The organism is Chryseobacterium sp. Leaf180, from assembly GCF_001424585.1.
GTDB lineage: Bacteria > Bacteroidota > Bacteroidia > Flavobacteriales > Weeksellaceae > Chryseobacterium.
Map to the genome: position 1 here is coordinate 1 of NZ_LMPJ01000012.1, position 20670 is coordinate 20670.

A 20670-nucleotide genomic window follows, 5' to 3' on the forward strand; every position below is an offset into this window, starting at 1 on the left:
GGTAAACCTGCTGCCGGTAAACCTGCTGCCGGCGGCTTACCGGAATACCGAACGTATCTATCCGAATAAGATGACGGGTTACCTGGCTTTGGCAAAGATCAAGATGACTCTTAACAAGAATGCCGAAGCAGGTTTGCTGCTTCAGGGTATTCTTCAGTCCTCTGCGTATGCATTTCAAAGTGATATCACCAAAGTTTTTCAGAAGACGGGCACGCATATTCTCTGGCAGCTGAAACCTAAGAATACCAACGATGCAACAAAAGAAGCAACGTTGTACAATTTTGTCGGAGCACCCACCTCTTTTACAGCCAGTGCGAATCTGGTCAGTCAGTTTACCACGGGTGATCTGAGGAAGCAGCAGTATGTAACCGCGGTTCCTTTTCAAACGCAGACCAATTATAAGATCTCAAAGTACCGTAACTTAGGCGTTAATAACGCCACGGAATACTCCATCGTGTTCAGGCTGGAGGAAGTGAACTTCCTTTATGCGGAGATCCTGATCGGGCAGGGGCAGGTGTCTGCAGCAATACCGTATATCAATAAGACAAAGGTGCGCGCAGGGCTTGCGGCACTTCCGCTGAATCTTACTGCTGATGTTGCCTTGTCTGAACTAAGGTCTGAGAAACGGAAAGAAATGTTTGCTGAGCATGGCATCCGGTTTTTTGACCTGAAAAGGTGGGGATTACTGGATCAGCTGGTTACGGTAAAGCCCAACTGGAAATCCTTTCACGCGCAATGGCCGCTGCCAAATAAGGAACTGCTCCTAAATCCTAAACTGAGCCCGCAGAACCAGGGGTATTAATATCACATTGTCAATTTCATGGGGTTAGATTTCAGTTACAGATCCGAAGGGTTTGTATTTGAAAAACCTGATTGAAATTCCCAAAGAGCAGGGTTGATAATTACGAATTATCAATAGTCAGATAACCGTTAGATAACCAACAGATAACCATAATCCGGTTATCTGGTTTCTGCCTGCTTCTTCTTTAAATAAAATTGCACTTTATTTATTAATAATCTCAGATACTCATTGGTCTGGGATAAATATCATAATGTATGATCAATTCTAATAAAATACTTTTGGTACTGCTTCTTATGTTCCTGCCGATGCTTTTGATTAAATCGCAGGATAGAAATGAAATGCAGCATTTGAGAGACCTCGTTGAAAAGCAGGAGGAGCTACGGTTCCTGAATATGTCGGGAGACGGCCGGTGGGTTTCGTGGCAGTCTGTTTACGAGACAAGGCCTTCAGAATTAAAAGTGTCTTCCGTAAACTGTAAAAAACCGCTATTGACCATTCAGGGTGCCCATTACTGGCAGTTCATCAGAGACCACGAGATTGTTTACAGCAATGGTTCGGAAACTACCTATCGGGACCTTCATACCTTAAAGGAAAAGAGTTTTGATGATGTGAAGACTGCTTCATATGTGGATTTTCTTGATTTACTGTATATCCATCATAATGAAAAGGGACAGTATAGGCTGGATTTTTATGGAAGGAATTTACAGCTTGTTCGGACAATTCCGGATGTAAACAGGGTGATCAAACTTGCCAAGGAAATCATTATTATAAGAAATGACGGAAAGCTGAATCATGTTTTGCGTTATGATGGTAAAGCTTTACAGGAAATATTTTCTTCTCCTTCAGAGATTTATTCTGTAGCTGCATCGGATCTGAAAGAGGGAGGGTGGATTTTAACCATTCGGGAAAGGAACGGGTTTTCGATGTTCTTTGTTGATCATGAATTGAAGTGGAAGCAACTGTCAGTTAGTGGCAAGATGAAGTTTGATGGTCTGGCGGTGCATCCTTCATCGGAAAGTAATGCACTGCTGATAGATCTCCAAACCATTCAGGTTCGGGATAAAGGTATTGTTGATATCTGGTACGGAAAGGATTTTGATCTGGAAGACCATTTTAGGGATAAAAAGATAAGTAGCCGGGTATTATGGTACCCTGGTGAAGACAGAGTGGTGGGTACTTCAGACGAAGACTATTCTGAGATTGCTGCTTTGGGAAAATCAGGATTGTTTCTGCGATCAGTTGTTGATCATGAGCAGGTGGACAGCAATGACCTGAATGCAAAAGAAACGATAAGGGAATATGTTCTTTATGATCCCAAGTCAGGAACTAATACAGCGTTTGCGAAGACTTCAAAACCATTTGTAATTGATGATTCCGGCAGATTTCTGCTGTATCGTGATGCCCAGAACTGGCTGCTGTATGATGTCAGTAACCGTACAGTGAGGTCAACCGGATTACTGGAAAATGCGGTACCTTATTTTTCAGAGGATAATCAGTTGATCTGGGTGGAGGGTGATAAAATCTTTCGACAGAATCTACTTACTTTACAAAAGAGTTTGGTTAGTGAATTTTCAATGCAGGAAATTGAATTGGTAAATGGCACAGTGAACAAGTCCTTGTTACAACAGCATATTTTAATGCAAAAAATAGATGTAAAAAAAGGGTTGCTTTTGAAACTTACTGACAGAATGGATCAGACCTCATCAATAATATTATTGAAAGGAAGGATAAGCAAAATTATGGTGGACAAGACAGCTGACCGGATTACTGATTTTATATTTAATGATTTAAAAAGTTATGTGTGGTTTTCTGAAAATTTTAATAAGTCAAGAGAGATTTCTAGTGTTAGCGGTAACAGTAAAATGCATCAGGTTTATTCCACTGGTTTAAGTTCCGGGAACTCAAAAGATATCAGATTGAAGGAATTGAAATATAAAGGAGTTATGGGCGAGGAGCTGACAGCACTGCTTTTTTATCCACCTGGTTTTTCAGAGGAAAAGAAGTATCCTGTTGTTGCATCGATCTATGAACTGCAGAGTAAAAACAGAAATCAATACCTGCATCCTACTTTTAAGAATTCAAGAGGTTTTAATGAAAGGTTATTTTTGGAACTGGGATATATGGTCCTGCTGCCGGATATCAATAATGCAGGCGATGTAGGTCCGGGAATGGCTGCGTTACATTGTGTTAATGCTGCATTGGATGAGTTGCAGAAAATTGCACAGGCGGATATGAAAAGGGTAGGGCTGCTCGGTCAGTCTTTCGGCGGTTATGAGGCGAATTTTATTGCCACGAAATCCAATCGATTTGCAGCTTATGTTTCCGGAGCCTCCATTTCAGATATCATCAACACTTCTTTTGCATTTAATTACAATTTTTTCTCTGCGGATTATTATCGTTATGAGGATGGGCAGTTCAAGCTTGGAAAGTTTAGTGATAATAGAGAAAAATATTACGGTAACAATCCGCTGTATTTTGCTGAGGATGTGAAGAGCCCAATGCTGCTTTGGACTGGAACCGCTGACAAAAATGTGAATCCTGAACAGACCCGGTCATTTTATAATGCCTTGAGGAAATACAGAAAACCAGTGATTGCTTTGTTTTATCAGGATGAATTGCACTCGCTGATGGGAAAAGATCAACGGAATGATCTTACGGTGAAAATGATTGAGTGGTTTGATTATTATTTGAGATATAAAAAATATTTTATGGATTAATGTAGAACATATTGGAAGATAAACTATAGTGGTATAATTTTCGAGAGCTTCTTTTATTACTCAGGTGAAAGATGAATTATGAAGTAAAAGAAAAGATCAGATTAGAAAATGTAATGGCAGTAATGAAATTTGTGATCGTCTGCGGCTCAGCAATGACATTTGATTTCCGCTATACTTTATGGGACCCAAACGCGCTGCGACATATTTTGCACATTTTAAAGATCCTGTAACGGTGTTGTGGGAGTTACGCAACAGTGTCTTATTGAATACAAATTTACTTTATTATATCGGGATTTCATCTTCAACTATTATATATATAGAAAATGTTTCTAATTTCCCAAATAACTATCATTTAGACAATCTAGTGTTTCAAACAGGAATTACTTAATTAGCTTATTTACAAAGTTTTCATCTGCAGGTTGCTCAAGTCACGAATTTAGTTGCGACAATTAGAGCTACATTTTCTACTAAAGCAATTCTTACCAAAACTATTACTCCGGTTGATATATCTACACCGGGATTTGATTATTAAGAGCAATATATATAATACTCTTTATAACAAAATTTTGAAATAAATAACTCTATCAAGTTAGAAACCTCTGTCATTGAACTGCACGAATTTGAGCACGAGCGAGACGCTCGCGCCTGCTTAAGGTAAATATGTCTTACAACCCTACTTCTCTACGATGCTAATATCAAAATGTCTATCATTTATTAAACTTATATTAAAGCTGATATGTGAATAGAACAAAAAGATAAGATTATTGACGAGACAAATCATTAAATATATAATTATAAAAACTTTTATCAGGAATTTCGGTATTATATGTGTGATACTGCTTCAGCTTTTTTATAACTTCAAAATTTATAGTCCTATCATATCCGAATGTAACTTTTTCGAAATCTGGATCTTTATGGATTATCCAAGATAAGCACCAGCGACAACTATAATTCCCAATGCTTGAAAATCAGAATACTCATGTAGTTCGTCGCTATCACGAAAAACAAAGTTTTTAAAGGTCATTGCTTCAGTAAAAACTTTTGCATCAACATTTGCAAATTTTTATTCTTGAATAATTGATCTATACCCATTACATAAATAAATGTTATTACTACAACTAATAACATTTCTAAATGTTTTTATCGAATCATCAATACTTTCGTAATTAAAATAAAGACATTTAACATTATCAGATGGTCGGACAATAGCTTGAGCACTTAAATCAAATGTCATATAGATCTTAGAATTTATATTTTTCATTTGAACACAATAGTTGAATTTTTTTTATTACCTAACGTTTGAAAAAACGTATCAAAACCAGAGTAATTTCCAGTTTTTGATTGTCTAAAATAAATTATGTTTAAACCCTTTTTCAGCTGGTAGTATGCCTGATCACCAGTTCCTATTAATATAGACTCATAACCTTCTTTAATTAGTTGTCTAAAAACGTACGCAGCTTGCTCTTTTTCCTCCTTCAGCAATAATTTTTACACCTTGCCCAACTCGCACTGTTTCTATTCCATATTTGCCAACTTGTTCAAAATTCTTTATCCTACCATAATATGTTGCTTCAGTAGTACTTCCTGCTGCAAAAATTTCTCCTATTGCAAAAATAGGCATCATTAACACTGCTTGTGATTCCGGGTGTGTCCAGGCATCTTTAGCTACCTCTTTAGTCGCCCAGATTGAAATTTTCACAATTTCTTTCGCAGGCATTCCTTGTAAGTCATGTTTAGGATAAGCCTTACGAAAATCTTCAAAACTTTCGTAGTTTTTCCACTTTTTATCTTCAAGAACTGAAACATGATATTCTTGCGCACCTTTCCAGTTTTTACCTTCAATTCGTGTAATTTGTCTATCAAGCTGTGAATTTCTGAAAACGTTAAGGCCATTAGCGCTCATTACTGCATTAAAACTGGTAAACTTGAACTTTATGAGGGTCCCCAGGCTTCATTTTATAATTGATTACTTCTTCAATAAGATTTCCTTCTCCCTCATGTATAGGATCAGATTTCTTCCTATCTCCAGGTCCCCCGATCCTTTCGCCCATCAGCCCACTTGGATCTGCATAGTTTATCGGATCATTCTAAGAATATGCATACGGCGAATTTGTTATTTCAGCTAAAGGATCTACAGACAGCCAAATACATCTTTTAGGGTCATAATATCTTGCTCCATAAAGAAAATATCCAGTACTAGAATCAAACTCCCGTCCGTTAAATTTATAAACATTATTATGGATAGAGCTGGATGATTCCATCAGCATCTCTCCATACGAAATGTATTCGTACCAACTGGTGACTGCGACATTTGAATTTGTAAGAAATAAAGGAGCGCAATTGTCCTTTGTTTTACAAGCTTGCCATTTTGGTGGTAATTTTACAGTTTTTCGCTTTAAGATCGGCATATGTTTTATATACATTAACGTGATCTACACTAATTTAAGTTTCTATGACATAAGGCAGCAGACTTGTTGGCAAGACTGAGACGCTCGGGCAATATCGTACTGAGGTAGACCTAAAATAACAATTATACTATGTCATCCTCATATTGCTTCAACGAACTCATTATTTTTTCTTTAATATTGAGATTCTTTATTGATGTCACATTATTTCTTAAGTAATTAGTAATAGTCGTCCAGACGAAAGTCAAACATTACACCGATTAGATTTTCTATAACCGATACGTCGTTAAAATTCGTTAATTAAAAAATACATTCCGATAGCTTAGATCTTACACTAGAGAAAAGAACATTGCCATTATAAAACATCATATATCTCTGTCCCAGTTCTTCTAAGATCTCTAAAAAGATTTTATTTTGAAATTTTATTTTTTTTTCTAATAACTCATTTAACAAACAATGAAATTCTATCTCTCAACTATTTCATCCCAATTTCTGTAATCATTAATATTCATATTTTTAATAGTTCAGTGGTATATGCGATGAATTTCTGAAATTATTTATAATCACTTAAATACTACGGTAGTTTACTTATTGAGGGAAACGAATAAAGCCGATTTGTTTAAAAACCTTATAATGCTTCAACGACTTGCCGAACTGCACAAATGGATAGTGCCCGAAAAGCCATGTACTACACGTATTGGATGGCTTTATTAAATCTTTTAAACATAAAAATATTGCTGCTCTGTAATCATCAAAAATGTTTTACTGATAATTCTTTAAGCATTACTGTAGCTTGGTTATAAAGTGATGTGTTTTCTTCTCTAACCTCAAAATCCTGAGCAATACATTCAAACATATTATCGTGAAAAGTTAAAATGTAATGTTTATACATTTTCCATTTTTCAGGATTATAATTATGATGGATTTTTTCAATATCCTGTAGAGATTTAATAAGGTCGGAATTTCTCAACTCATAAAATGAGTAGGATTTCATACCAAGTTTACTATATGGATGCCCTTGTATTGTTTCATCGCCTGGCAAACCAAATGTGTATTTCAAGAAAACTTTAAACTTTAATGCAAAGATGCCTGTATCATAAATGGTATTACGTTCTTGCGGGATAGTATATGAACTTTGTTTATCCGCGTAAAAGGCAATAAACAACTCATTATCGTTTGACAATATCGTTGGCGAAGGCGAGCCAAAATCCATTTCAAAAAGACCTTTTATTTCTATTAACTCCATTATTCAACTATGTATTTTGAAGGTATTGGGCCTGATAACCAAATGCCACTTTCTTCTTTATAAAATCGTATATTATTTAAAAATGCTTCCTTAGCTCTAATAGTTAGTATAACTAAATCTCCTTTTCTTCTGCTACCTACCATTTCTGCTGTACGCCTATCAATTGAAAGGTGAACGTATTGCCTATCCATAGGTAATAATCCTTTTTCAAGAATATCAGATAAACTATTTTGCACTGTTCCGTGATATAAAAATTCAGGTGGTACAACTGGATGTTTTAAAATTTTATCTTTTACGGAATGCCCATAATAAGCTCTGATTTTGCCATTTAGAATTTGGTGCCTTTTCTTTTCAGATAATTCAACCATTTTATTAATACCAAATTCATCAATCTGTATTCCCTTTGATTTTAACGCAATAACTAAATCAGAAAGTAATACCCAACCTTGATTATCTAAATTAAGATTATAAGACTGTGGCTCGTGCCTTAAGGCGTGAGACACAGTTTTACTAAGTTGTATAAAATCTATTTTATTCACTAATGAGAAAGAATTAATTGTGTACCCGATTGTCTAATGGTCTTTGTACCGTTAATCAAACCATTTCTTTCCAATTGACCTGTAAGCATAGTTTCAAATGAAGAAACTCCTGTTTGATTTATTATATTCCAAGCGCTTCGTGGAACTCCTCCCCGCATTAATGCTGCTGACGACCTTGTGTTTAGAATAAACGTCTGACCATTCCTCAAGATCACATTTATAGGAACATCTGCGGCAGATAAAGTACCACTTCTTAAAGCACCCGCAACACCTTCAACGGTTTGTTCTGCAAATTTGCCACCTGCACCAAATGTACCACTATATGTTTTCTGTGCCCAAACAGCTCCTTCTGCAGTTACCCCTTTAGCGGCAATGTTAGGAACACTTTTTGGTAATGATCTGCCAAACTTACCTACTTTTAATGGTAATAATATTGTTATGGCTGTAAATGTTAAGTCACCAGTTATTCTCCCCTTATCATATAAGTTTCCGTAAAGATAGACATTTGAAATCTCGGCCACCATCTTATCTTCATAAGGCATATTTTCAGTGGGATCTGAAGGACAGTTACCAGTAAAACATAATGTTGATCCTAATGGTAGATTGCCTGAACTTACTATTCCCCGTATAGTTTCAAAGCTAACTTTCGCAGCGTCTCTAATGCCTTTAAATGTAATCATGTCGAACATAGCCCCTTTGAAACCATCTTTAAATCCTGCTGTAAAAGTCTTCGAATGCGGCATCCATGGGATTATCACTTCTTGAATAAGAGTTCCTTTACCTCCATATATGGGGTCAGATTTCTTCTCATTTCCAGGTCCCCCGATTCTTTCACCCATCAGTCCACTTGGATCCGCATAATTAACAGGATCATTCCAGGAATAAGCATATGGCGAATTGGTTATTACTGCCAAAGGATCCACAGATAACCACGTAGATCTCTTAGGATCATAATACCTTGCACCATATAAATAATATCCGGTACTTGAGTCAAATTCCCGTCCGTTAAATTTATAAACATTATTATAAATAGAGGTGGATGATTCCATCAGCATTTCTCCGTATGGCATATATTCATACCAATTGGTCACCGCGCCATTCGAATTGGTAATCACTGAAGAGCCACTTTGTTGATCCGGATGTATCCAATACATTTCTGATTTAAGGTTCTCAGCGGGAGGAGTCATACACTCACTGTTGTGACTGTATTCATTCCACAAATCACAAATAGCACAATCATTATTTAGACAGTTTTCGTAGAGAGTTATTAGTTCTTTGTAGCAATCTTCCTGACCTTGATCCTGAAAAATAGCAAGTTGCTCTTCTATCAGCGATTTGCAGGTATCATCATCCAACGGGTTTTGTGGATTATTTGATGAATAACTTTGCGAATCTGGATTTTGCACATAGTATGCCGGCGGCAGTCCTGCAATTTGCAATAGATCTCTTATTTCTTGTGACAATACAGCAGACAATGCTGTAAGTTCAGGAGTAGGATTGGTTTTAAAACGATGTGAAGGGATTTGACTTACCTTAGTTGCAATCCGCTGACCACCCATGAAATAATGCTTGTTCATGGTTTTATCGCTTAATACGAAGAATCCGCTAGGGTAGTAGATAAAAGCACCTATCTGGGTTATTCTTTTCGGGTCATTTCCATTCACATACATTTTTTTCGAGACAGCATCACTTTTTAATATTCTTGCCCCGGAACCGTCATAAACATAATAATTAAAATTTTCCCTGTTTATTGCCACCGCCTGCAATCTGTTTTGAACATCCCAATGCAATGTTCTGAGACCAGTTGTTGCTGTATTTAAATTATTATGCTCTACAACAGCGGTCATATTTCCATTTACATCATAACTAAACTGTTCATCAACAAGTATCTGAGGATTTACAGGTGCATTACCACAGTCTAAACTTGAATTAAAATTATCATACCTCTTATACTCAATCGAGGAAACAGCATTTGGGTGGGTGGGATTCAGATACTTATATTCAGCTTCATCACCTTCATTCATAGGATACTGGCATTGAACGCCATTATCATAGGTTTTTAGTTGAAAGATTTTGTTAGCAATGTTCCCTGCTGGATTGTAGTTCATGTGTAACTGGTAAAACTTTTTATTAAACTTTCCAGTCGCATAAATTCTTGAAGAGCTTAATCTTTCAAAATTATCGTATTGATATGTTTTGACGGCAGGTATTGCCAGATCATTAACCGGGAGTGAACCATTCATCGGCACAGTACCTGTTACTTTACTCAGATTTCCGCTTCCGTTATATTTGTAATAATTTGTTAAAATATCGCTGTTCGGATTGAGTGACAATTTCAATTGCTCAAGCCTTCCCCATGTACTGAAAGTACTGTTTGCAATTGTGTTGTTACCATTATTATAAGATAACAACTGATTACGGTTATCATAAGAAAGATTGTCAACAATAGTTCTGCTCGTGGGCTGACCAGCTTCAATACTAGTAATCTTATTTAAGAGACCTGCAAAGTTATAGGTGTAATCTACCTCTTCCAGATCCGGATACGTGATTTTTTGTATTCTTCCGTATACGTCATATTTAAACAGTGTTTTGAACAGCTTAGGTGCGTTCTCGGGAGCGACTACAACCCTGATATTTTCTTTTATATTTCCAAATAAATCATATTTCAAAACTTGAGTACCGGTTCGATCCGTTTGCTTGATAACTCTTCCACGCTCTTCAGCGGGACCCGACTGAGGGCCATATCTTAAATTTACCTCATGATCATAATAGACAATCTTTGTTAACTGCTCATAGTTATAAACGTATTTAGTAGCAGTGCCTACCGCATCAATGAGCGGATTCATGTAAGCCTCCAGCTTATTATCCAATGTGTAAAAGTAATTTGATGTGCCGGCATCAGGTTCGATTTTTCGATACATTCGACCTAAAGTATCATAAAACATTAAGGTGATATTGTTTCCAGCATCTTTTGAAGAAATTACCTGTCCTAAAGGATCGTATTGATAACTTGACCAAAGTTCAGTGGAGCCAGTTAATTGTTTTGATGCCGTTACTTGATCCTTCGCATCAGAATAGGTCAACACCTTGTTGCCAATCGGATTTTGAGTTTTTGTTACGAACTGTGTTATTCCATCGCGATCCGGACCAAATTCGTAGGATTGTGAAGTGACAAGATTTTGAACTCCAGTTTCTGTTTCAACATTATGTTGGGTCGAAGTCAGTGGCCGGTCTAACTCATCATAGGTAATTGTATTAAAAGTCTGTGTTGCCTCAATCTCACTTGTTGTGTAGTCATCATAAATTTGCAATGAAGCAATGATATTATTACCGGTAGTGACAAAATCCCTGAAAATCGTTTTTACGGGTCTTGCTAATTCATCTTTCAATTGAAACACATTATTCGTAAAATAATAACTTTGACTCTGTTTCTTGAATAAACTTTTAGACATGATTGCCTCGCCCCATGCATCAGTGAATATGCTGCCGAAATAGTTTTCCTGGCCACTTACAGGATTTCTTCGTTCGGTTATGGCAACAGGAATAGTCTGTGAAGGATAATAATAGAATTTTAAAGTCCAGTCCGTATCATTTGCAGCCGTAAACTGTGTTGTTCGTCCGAATGAGTCATACGAGAATTGAGATATACCTCCATTTTTGTCAAATATCTTTTTTGGAACACCGTACAGGTAGTTGCTGTCATATTCTATAGAACTTGTAAACTGATACGAATCTGTGGTGGAAGTCAGATAAGTATTGTATATAGGATCATAAACATAGTTATATTGTAGTCTTTGATTATTACTGTAGGATCCTGCATTTGGATTGGTTAATTTTTTTAAATTCCCATAAGTGTCATATTCAAAATCATATTCCTGTAGTTGTAATTGTGCACTAGGATTTGCATAAACATTTTTGGTAATTTTTTTAATATTCTGCGCTGCATCAAGAAGGGTAGATGTTTTACGCTGAACTGCACCTAAAGCACTAACTTCGATCTCTGAAGGTGTATTAATCACATTTTTGACGCCAGGCGGATGATAGGTAATAGCTGTTCGCACATCATCATTAGTGTCTGTTAAATTAACACCGAAGTCTTTCGTTTTTGAAATATTACCATAGCGGTCATATTGATCAAATACCTGAACAGTTGTTTTACTATGATTATTTGAACCTGAATATTCTGTGGTGGTAGATTCAGTTTTGTAGAGTAGAGGTATAATTCTGCTTATATCTTTAAACTGTGGTTCTATTACAGTATCATCAAGTATATATCCATTTGTTGATGACTGACTAAAGTATTTATAAATATTAGAAGTTTCTGTTCTCTTTCTGTTTTGATTATCTAATAGAAAAGTAGATCTAACAAGACCTTTTTTATAAAAATACTGCCTAACCCTGGTATCATCAAAATTAACGAAGAAGTTCCCATCATTGCCTCCATAGTTGGTTTCATATTCAGTCACAAAAGTTTGATGAATATTTTGACCATTGAAAACTTTCGTAGTAACAACTCCGAATCCTAAAAACTCTCTTTCTCTACGATCCTGAATACCTTTCTCATATTCAAAATGAAAGTTTTGGTAAGGTTTGACTCTTCTAGGCGCGCCGGATATATCATGAGCCGGATCAAGTGTATCCATCGTTCTAAAATTCCACAATTGTACATCAGAGAGGACAGTCTTAGAGAATGGCATTTGGTATGTACCTCCAATCAATGTTGCAAAATTATTTTTTACGTTTACATTGTCATATTCCATTTTAATAATCCCCTGAAGAGGATTTTCAATAGAAATTAGCATGTTTGAACGTCCTAACTTGTTCTGATAGAAGATTAATTCACTGTCACTTGTCGAAAGTAACAAATCGGGATATCCGTCACCGTCGAAATCTCTCAAATCCGCTTCTTGCTTAGAAACTGATTTATCAGTTGCCCCACCCACGGATATACATAATTTACCCCCACACTGTACGCAAATTGTTCCAAAAATATTGAGTCCTGAAGAGTTTTGTTTTGTGTCTAAACTAAAGTTTTTATTAAAATTTGCCTGATTGATAAATGATGTTCCATTATTAATTAAAATCATATAGGAATTTCCGGATTTAATTATTTTATCAGCCAAGCCATCACCGTTGATATCAATAAGTGCAACAGTGGCTGTAGATTTTGACTTAGAAAGTCCAACGCCTCCAGCCAAACTGTTATTTGTGGTGGCAAAGCCTCCACCCCCAGAAACCGATAATGAAGTTGATTTTGAAACATCAGCTACATCCCAATCGTTCACATCATTAATAAGCCCATAACCATTATTTAATTGGGAGCCTCCCTGCGTTATATAGTCTATAAGTCCGTCTCCGTTGATATCGACCCAAACACCGGTACCTTCACTCCATGCTTTACCAATTGCTATGTTTGCTCCTATTCCTAGACTAAAGGAAGAAGATCCCACCTGAGTATCCTTCTCACCAGCAAATGCAAAAGAAATATTTGATGTATTACTAAATTTAGAAATTGAGGCTGCCGCTGAGACGCCGCCTGCAATGACTGTACCTTTGTTTTTCGTTGTGATATTGTAAATAAACTGAGATGAACCTAACTGGCCTAACTGATTTGTTTTCTGAGTCAAACTGCCTGAAATAACATCAGGATATCTGTCACCATTGAAATCAAGGAAATAGTCTGAAGTTTTATCAACGGAATACCCACCATGGCCACTTATCCCTAACCAAGGTAAAAAAGACCCTTTAGCATAAGCGTGGTATCCCTCAGTTTGAGTCCGAAGAATCAGACCCATAGGATTTGGAACTGCGTATATCGGCGTGACTACAATTGAATCTGTTGTTGCTGACACTCCAAGTAAAATCGGTTTCATTTCTGATCCAGACATTTCAACAGATTCCAGCGGCGAGATGTATGCATATTTATCCGCATCCAACTCAAGGGGGGTAAAGTAACGGTTGCTATTTTGCTGATTAATAAGATTAATCATGCAGGTCACATAGTTTGAAGATGCGGGGTCACAGGGCGATGGACCACCTGGCTGAGGTAAATTAGCCATTGTATTTACATTGAATTCACTTTCCTTCAGATAAGAATTCGGATATTTAGATCCATTGTATGTAAATCCACCCCATCCTTTGTAAACTAGACCTGTCTTGAGATTATAATGAGTATTGTCGGATCTATATCCATTATAATCAGGAAGATGCCCCGTATTTTCTAAAGTAGGGTCACCTAGAAATGCGGAGTTTATTATGAACGCATTAGTTAGAGCCAAATGCTTTGTAACCATATAATCTAAAGAACTTATCTCAAAGTAGAATGGTAGGCTACAGATCTCATAATAAGAAAGTGGTATTGCGCTGAAAAATTCACAAATATCAATCTTAGGAATAGGCATCACATTATTTATAACGTCTACAGTATTTTTGGCAGTGTAAATATTTCCGTTATTATCCTTAATTTTTAGGGAAAAAGTTACCTTAGTATTGTGTATTCCTGAAATGTTGTTAAAGGTATAATTGGTAGCAGAGTTTGCATTGCCGTTGTAGTTAGGAAATAAATAATATGCTGCGGCGCTTTTACATCTTGGGCATTCCTGCGTTTTATCGCAAAAGTTAAATCTTCTGTATTTATCAAAATTCTGCGGAAGTGTATTAGTTAGTTTTTCAGAAAATGGCAAATATTCAACTAAGGCTTTTATTTGTGTAGTATCTGTAACTGATTCAATTAACATTTCAGGTCTCCATACAATTTTCTCCCACTTTACATTGGTATCAGATGAAACTTCAAAATGTAGTAGAGTCATTGTCGGGTCAGATAAGGACTGGTTCAACAAAAGATTCGTAATATTTGAACCTGGGATCAGATTTGCCGTTGGAGATACTGTGTTTAAGCTGGAACCTTTGATCAGTTTATGGTGATATATTAAATTACCTGATGATGCTGTTGACGAGGTGTCCGTTACTGATCTTACGGTCTTATATATCTTGAAATCCACATCATCTGTAAAAATTTCATTACCAAGATTCCAGCCTATGTTTACTTTACTTTTATCTCCAATAATATTATCTTTTCTGCTTGAAGCCAAGTAATGCGTTTTGGAATTTTGCTTGAAGTAATAATTATTATTTGCATCCTGAACATTTAAACTTGTAGTTGCGACCCCTGACACCAGAACGTATTGCACTGATGTCTCGGAAAGTAGTCGATCTAGTGTTGGATCATTCTTGGAGCTTGCTATTATATATATTCTTTGACCTTTTTGCACAAAAGCAGTCCCTGATAAATTCTGCTGCTGATTTTGGGTCGTAAAGGTTATTGGTGAGGAGATGAGCGTTCCTTGTGGTGGTACAAAACCACTTACTTCTTCCGTGGATTTATTCATTCCACCAAGTTCCATCCACAGATCAACACCATCTGTGGAATTTTGTACCAGAGATGCAATCGTTTCTATGTATACTTGTCCACTGGCTGGAGCCTCCCACATACGGACAATATTGGCCAGAGATTTTGCGGATTGCGTAGTCGTAATAGTGTCGTAAACCACACCGCTCCCGGCAAGAATAGCGTTGGGAGTTGTTTCGGTAACATTTTGATTACCTGCGTAGTTTTGCGAAATGAACTCAGGAGTACCATTTCTGATTTTATTAAAGAAAACCTCTCCATAGTTTACCATATCAACCAATCCGTCACCATTTACATCGGACAAGTAAGTTGGTGCGTTTGTGTTGGCATCTGAATAGTTGAAACCTATTACGCCGCCCGAGAATGAAAATTCAAGTCCTAAGGTTGTATTATAGCTGTTATGTTTGCTCAGGGGGGTTCCTCCAGGAAGACCAGTGGTACCTGAGACCCCACCAAATCCCATCTTGTTATTCTTTCTATATCTTATAGCACCACTATTCGTATAAAACGTTTTATCAAGAATACCATCACCGTCGATATCAACCAACTGACTTTTACCATACGCCCGATTATCATCGTAACTAATGGTGGCTCCTAGTGTGTTTCTTTTGTTTATTGAAATCGGAGGTAAACAAGGTCCGAAACCTAAACTTATTGATCCTTTTACATTCTTATTTTTACTGTAAAGACCATTAATAATTGTAGTATTTCCACCTGAAAACGAACCCACGTCACTGTTATCATTTGGAGTAGAGTATACCTGAGTAGGATTTTGAGAAAAGATCTCTGTATTAAGATCATATTTGAGAACATGCTTATTGAAAAAAACGCCATTTCCGTCATACTGAAGAATTTCAGTAAGCAGTCGTTTTTGAAACGCTCCGAAAAGGGTATTTACCAAGATATAATTCCTAATTGCGATATTTGCCCTTTTAACTTGTATACTACTAAGAATCTTTGCATCAACTAATTTTACACCCAACCTGTAATTGAATGTCAAGTCAGGTCGAGTACCCGGTTCATTTGTAAATTCGATAACTGTATTGTTGCTGTATGTAATTCTTGACAGATATTTATTTTTACCTCCGCCTTCAAAAGAATCGGAATATGTATATATAATAATATTTCCGAACCGATCCGTAACCTTTGATAAATACCATTTAACTATGTTGCCGGAGGAATTAGAACCGGGGATATTTGTTAATACATCATTGTACTCTTTTTTAGTACCCTGTCCGTCAATAGTTTCCCATGTATAAGATCCTGTGCCGGAGCCTTTTCTTGTAATTGAATAACCATCCTTTATTCCGTTTCTGTAATAAAAAAGGCGATTGGCAACTCTCGGCTCAGTGTAAGGAACCTTATGAGGAAGGTAGTTATCATTAAACACTAGCTGTTCTCCCGCAATAAGGTATACTTCACTTTCGTCAGCTGCAAACTTAGGAACACCCCATCTTGTGTCAATATCAATGGTTTCAATGGGAATGTTCCATCCGGTTCCCGCCCATCCAAACTTATTATCACTATCATAAACAAGTTTAACTTCAGGCTGAAATCCATGGACTCCTGCAGGTATTTCGATTGGATAAGTTACTACTGCTGATCCCTGCTGATTTGGGGTTGGCGGCGCAATCAAATTAATTTTAGAAGCGGGGTTGGCTATTGGACTGTTGTCGAAACCTACTGCAGCGTTACCGCCGCCGTCAGGGCTTTCAACTTTGTTGCTTACACCGACAACATAATCTGTCTTTCCAAAATCCATACTCAAAAAAACTTTCTGCTCCTTGACATTTACACTGTCCAAAGGCGCATTGATCCAAAGTTTTTTATCAAAATCAAATTTTAACACTTCTATATCATTTTCAGTGTAACCTTTTGGAAGTTTAGCCAGATCGATTGGCAACGAAAATTCCTGAACGGATCTTTTAAGGTTTTGATATTTAAACCCCTCATAATCCTTCCCAATATTTACAAAAGATGCATTTTGCGGAGGAAAATCATATGCACGAAGACCTAAAAGCTTTTCAGTTTCAGACTCGATCAAAACATTATTATAAAAAGAAGGCAATTCTGATAGTATAGCATCGTCCTTAATGTTACTATCTGCTACCGGAATTTTTAAGGAAGCAGATATGTTATTGTAAAGAAATGATACTGATTCCGATAATTTTTTATCTTTTAAAAAAACTTCAAATTCAGAGCTTAGCATCTTGGTTTTATTTCCATCTACAGACAACTCCTGAGGAAAACTTTCTCCATCTATAAAACCTCTGATATATAATGCTTTGTCTGTAAGAAAAGTTTCAGTTATATTTATACCACGTTTAACTTCTTCTTTAGTTTCCCTGACGGTAACGTTCTTGATGCTGTAAACATCATTTTTTTTAAGGGCATTGAAAAGTAAAATATTTTTCCCGTTTTCAAGAATTTTTGGGCTTATTTTCTCTGCTACATGTAGCCACCCTTTATGTCCTTGCTTGTAAGCGCCTCCTAAAGAGATGTTTCCATTAATACTTCTTGTAACAGCTCCAATACCGGAATATCCGTCCAAATCATACTCGAGTAAATATATCTTATTTACATCTAAGTTTTTAATCTCTGCACTAAAAACATTATCTGCTGCATTTTCATCTATTCCATTTGCATTTCCTATTACCCCAATAAAACCTGATGATATAAGACCATTGGCATAGTCCAGATTGAGCAGATTGTTAAGAGAGGGCATATTTCTAGATAGATTTTTCTCTGGCGAATTAACATAATCATCTATTATTCTTTCGCTATTATCTCTCTGTATAATATTTGTTTCCTGCTCAGTTTTCTTAGTTAAGTTTTTTTCAATCAATTTACGTACAGATACAGAGGCTTCGGAAGAAGCTTTAACAATAGCTAATAAATCACTCTTACTAAAAAATACATTGTATATGGTCCAACTTGAGAATAGAATGACACAAGTAGTCAAAACAAAAAGATAAATCTTTTTTTGTAAAAGTCTTTTAAAATTTGATATCATGAATATGTGTTTTTAGTTTATTAAGAAATTAACTCCCTTACTTTCCTCAGGAATTAATATTTTGATGCTATAATATCCAACCATCGGCGGTATATTCAGCGGAATATTAAAATTTGTATTGGCAGGTATCTGCACTTGTTTCATAAGCATTCCTAATGCATTGAACACCTGTATTGTTAATGTCTTAGATGAAAATAGTTCAACTTTTACTGTAAAATTACCATCATGTGACGGATTAGGAGATACAGTAATATTTTTGAATTGTGTATTACTGTTTTGAGTATCATATTCAACCTGTGTTAAAACTTTAAGCACTTTTATAACTTCACAATTAAGTTTGTTATTAATCTTCAATTGATAATTTCCCATTGAAGTTAATTTATATGGAGCTGAATTGGTTATTGCACCAGACGGAGATATTAAAGTGTATTTAAAAGAAGTTGTATTCAGATTTAATTCAATCGGCACATTGTTCCATACATACTTATCTTGTACATTTTGATTGACAATACCTTCCAAATCAAATAATCTTACAATGTCTGATTGGCCAGGTCGATGAATCAGTAACTTATATTTGGCAGTTTGTAGGTTATTAAGCTGTAATGTACCAGCAGTTCCATTAAGGTTCTGATGGATATTTTGAAGAGTATTCTCATTAATTAATGTATAGGTGTAATTACCAAAATTTGCAGGAAATCCCACCTTCACGATACCGGCAGACATTTCAGTGCATGAACTGATAATATTAACCAATTGTCTGCTTTGGAGATCACTTAAGGTAAAAGTAAAATAGTCAATCTTATTTAAATCGACATCCCAATCAATATTCGGAAAAACAAATAATGAATCATTAATTCTCTGTCCTTCTGTATTTACTGAAATATCATTCTGATAATCTGCCTCGTTTTTAAACAATCTTAAAAAAACCATATCAGTCAATGCTAATCCAGAATGCCTTAAATATGCATGGGTTTTGAAATTGTTGCCCGGCGCATTTTTGACCTGAACTTTCCATATTCGATGCATATCCCTCTGCGGATGAGATGAAATCAAATCGACGTCTTTAAAAACCATTTGCTGGTTATTATCTCCCCATAATAGAAAGCTACCATTTATAATAGGTTTTAAATTCTGATTATTGGCATACTGAAGAGCACCAAGCGACATAGCAAATTTAAAATCTTCCCAATTTTGTGATTGTTTCTGATACAATTTGAATACGTCATCCCTTCCTATTCCAGTAACTCTAAAATTATATTGCTTATTTTCCTCCGAATTCCAAACAATTGTATTACTGGATGTGATGTAATTCTTTTCCGAAATATCATTTATTGTTATACCATATTTGATTGATAAATAAGTTTCTACCTTTTGCTGATCAACAAATCCTAAGTTCCTGTTAAATAATAAAATCTCGGGAATCATTAAGTTAGGGTCTGTTTTCTTAAGTATAAAAACACTCGGAATAATTTTACGGTTAGGATCATTTTTCCCAAAAACGACAATCTTAGATCCTGTAACATTCGAATTGATCCGCAGGGAATCATTTACATCATCTATGCCTAGCGTACTGATGACAGTAGTGCCTATTTTGGCGTAAATTTTTTTATCAATCCCTCCGAATTTATTACTCACCATAAAAATGGTGGGACTATTTATTTCAGTGCTGAGTTTTTTAAAAAACGTTTGAGGATGTAGATCTTTTATCAAATGATAATTCATCGTTCTGCCAACGATAGTATCTGTTGATACGATGGAATCCTTCACGGAATATTTTCTGAATGCTAATCCATTAACATTTCCAAACATACTTGTCTGGCTCACCATTAAGCCATATATAAATAATAATGATAGAAAATAAATTTTTTTCATGATTGAATTTTTAGTAAAAAGATATTCTTTAATCTGGCAAAGATTTCACATTTGAGATTTAAGGGTATTTTTATTGGATAAATCTATATAAAAATTCTTAAATCATTATATTTTTTTCAGAAAATGATTTATTGTTTGGTATTTATTGACAACTATCTGAATGGCAGTGATTTATTTTTATTCAATTATAATAATTCACTTCGTGACTAAATTTTTTCAGCAGTATTTATAATTTTAAGTACTTTTTAATAGTCAGTGATAAATATTCACGTAAAGCTTCAGATATGTTAAATAGCTCTTAAAAAATCATTTTCCCACAGTATTTAAAAATGAATAATCCAAAATATCATTAAATTGTTGCAAGGATAAATGAGGACTATCTATTTGATAAAAATTTTAGAAAATTAAAAATCTAGCTCGTTTTGGATTATAATAAATGTTGTTAAAGAATAGGTTTAGTGAAAAAATTCCTTAAAAATTAATTATTAAATTGGAAAGAGAGAATGATAGTTGATATATACCTTCATCTCAACTAGTATATAATAAAAGAGAACTACGTCAGTTTAGAAGGATCATGTAACAGATAAAGGAATATGAAATTAAGCTTCCTAAAAATAAATGAGAACTTGCATCGAATCTTAAACGGAAGAAATATAATAGAGTCCTTG

At 35.6% G+C, this 20670-nt stretch carries 8 protein-coding genes; 2 read left to right on the top strand and 6 right to left on the bottom strand.

The features are described 5' to 3' along the window. Together ASG01_RS14055 and ASG01_RS14060 are read left to right on the top strand one after the other, a co-directional pair. The coding region (locus ASG01_RS14055) for a RagB/SusD family nutrient uptake outer membrane protein (protein ID WP_117613463.1) at window positions 1–802 on the top strand (802 nt) is incomplete at its 5' end. A gap of 254 nt (window positions 803–1056) precedes the next feature. After that, window positions 1057–3519, top strand: coding sequence for an alpha/beta hydrolase family protein (locus ASG01_RS14060; RefSeq protein WP_082498386.1), 2463 nt, complete (start codon window positions 1057–1059; stop codon window positions 3517–3519). A gap of 1441 nt (window positions 3520–4960) precedes the next feature. Here ASG01_RS14060 and ASG01_RS14065 read toward each other — a convergent pair. The 6 genes from ASG01_RS14065 to ASG01_RS14090 form a co-directional block, all read right to left on the bottom strand. Further along, on the bottom strand, window positions 4961–5422 hold the full coding sequence (locus ASG01_RS14065; RefSeq protein WP_055864981.1) for a hypothetical protein: 462 nt from the start codon (window positions 5420–5422) through the stop codon (window positions 4961–4963). A gap of 184 nt (window positions 5423–5606) precedes the next feature. Continuing rightward, entirely contained in the window at window positions 5607–5942 is a 336-nt protein-coding gene (locus ASG01_RS16435; RefSeq protein ID WP_055864984.1) for an RHS repeat domain-containing protein, read from the bottom strand. A 733-nt stretch (window positions 5943–6675) separates the two neighbouring features. Next, on the bottom strand, window positions 6676–7170 hold the full coding sequence (locus ASG01_RS14075; RefSeq protein ID WP_055864987.1) for a hypothetical protein: 495 nt from the start codon (window positions 7168–7170) through the stop codon (window positions 6676–6678). After that, on the bottom strand, window positions 7170–7709 hold the full coding sequence (locus tag ASG01_RS14080) for an RNA 2'-phosphotransferase (RefSeq protein ID WP_055864990.1): 540 nt from the start codon (window positions 7707–7709) through the stop codon (window positions 7170–7172). The genes ASG01_RS14075 and ASG01_RS14080 overlap by 1 nt, the downstream gene beginning before the upstream one ends. Then, the gene (locus ASG01_RS14085) at window positions 7709–18130 is read right to left on the bottom strand and encodes an RHS repeat-associated core domain-containing protein (RefSeq protein ID WP_055864991.1); all 10422 of its coding nucleotides are present in this window, start codon (window positions 18128–18130) and stop codon (window positions 7709–7711) included. The genes ASG01_RS14080 and ASG01_RS14085 overlap by 1 nt, the downstream gene beginning before the upstream one ends. Window positions 18131–18142: 12 nt before the next feature. Further along, window positions 18143–20002, bottom strand: a complete 1860-nt coding sequence (locus tag ASG01_RS14090; RefSeq protein ID WP_055864993.1) for a hypothetical protein — start codon at window positions 20000–20002, stop codon at window positions 18143–18145. Window positions 20003–20670 lie beyond the last annotated feature (668 nt).

Excerpts from the sequence above, each read along its gene's own strand:
- ASG01_RS14060 (WP_082498386.1), top strand. The coding sequence starts at position 1,057 with ATGATCAATTCTAATAAAATACTTTTGGTACTGCTTCTTATGTTCCTG.
- ASG01_RS14065 (WP_055864981.1), bottom strand. The coding sequence starts at position 5,422 with ATGAGCGCTAATGGCCTTAACGTTTTCAGAAATTCACAGCTTGATAGA.
- ASG01_RS16435 (WP_055864984.1), bottom strand. The coding sequence starts at position 5,942 with ATGTATATAAAACATATGCCGATCTTAAAGCGAAAAACTGTAAAATTA.
- ASG01_RS14075 (WP_055864987.1), bottom strand. The coding sequence starts at position 7,170 with ATGGAGTTAATAGAAATAAAAGGTCTTTTTGAAATGGATTTTGGCTCG.
- ASG01_RS14085 (WP_055864991.1), bottom strand. The coding sequence starts at position 18,130 with ATGATATCAAATTTTAAAAGACTTTTACAAAAAAAGATTTATCTTTTT.
- ASG01_RS14090 (WP_055864993.1), bottom strand. The coding sequence starts at position 20,002 with ATGAAAAAAATTTATTTTCTATCATTATTATTTATATATGGCTTAATG.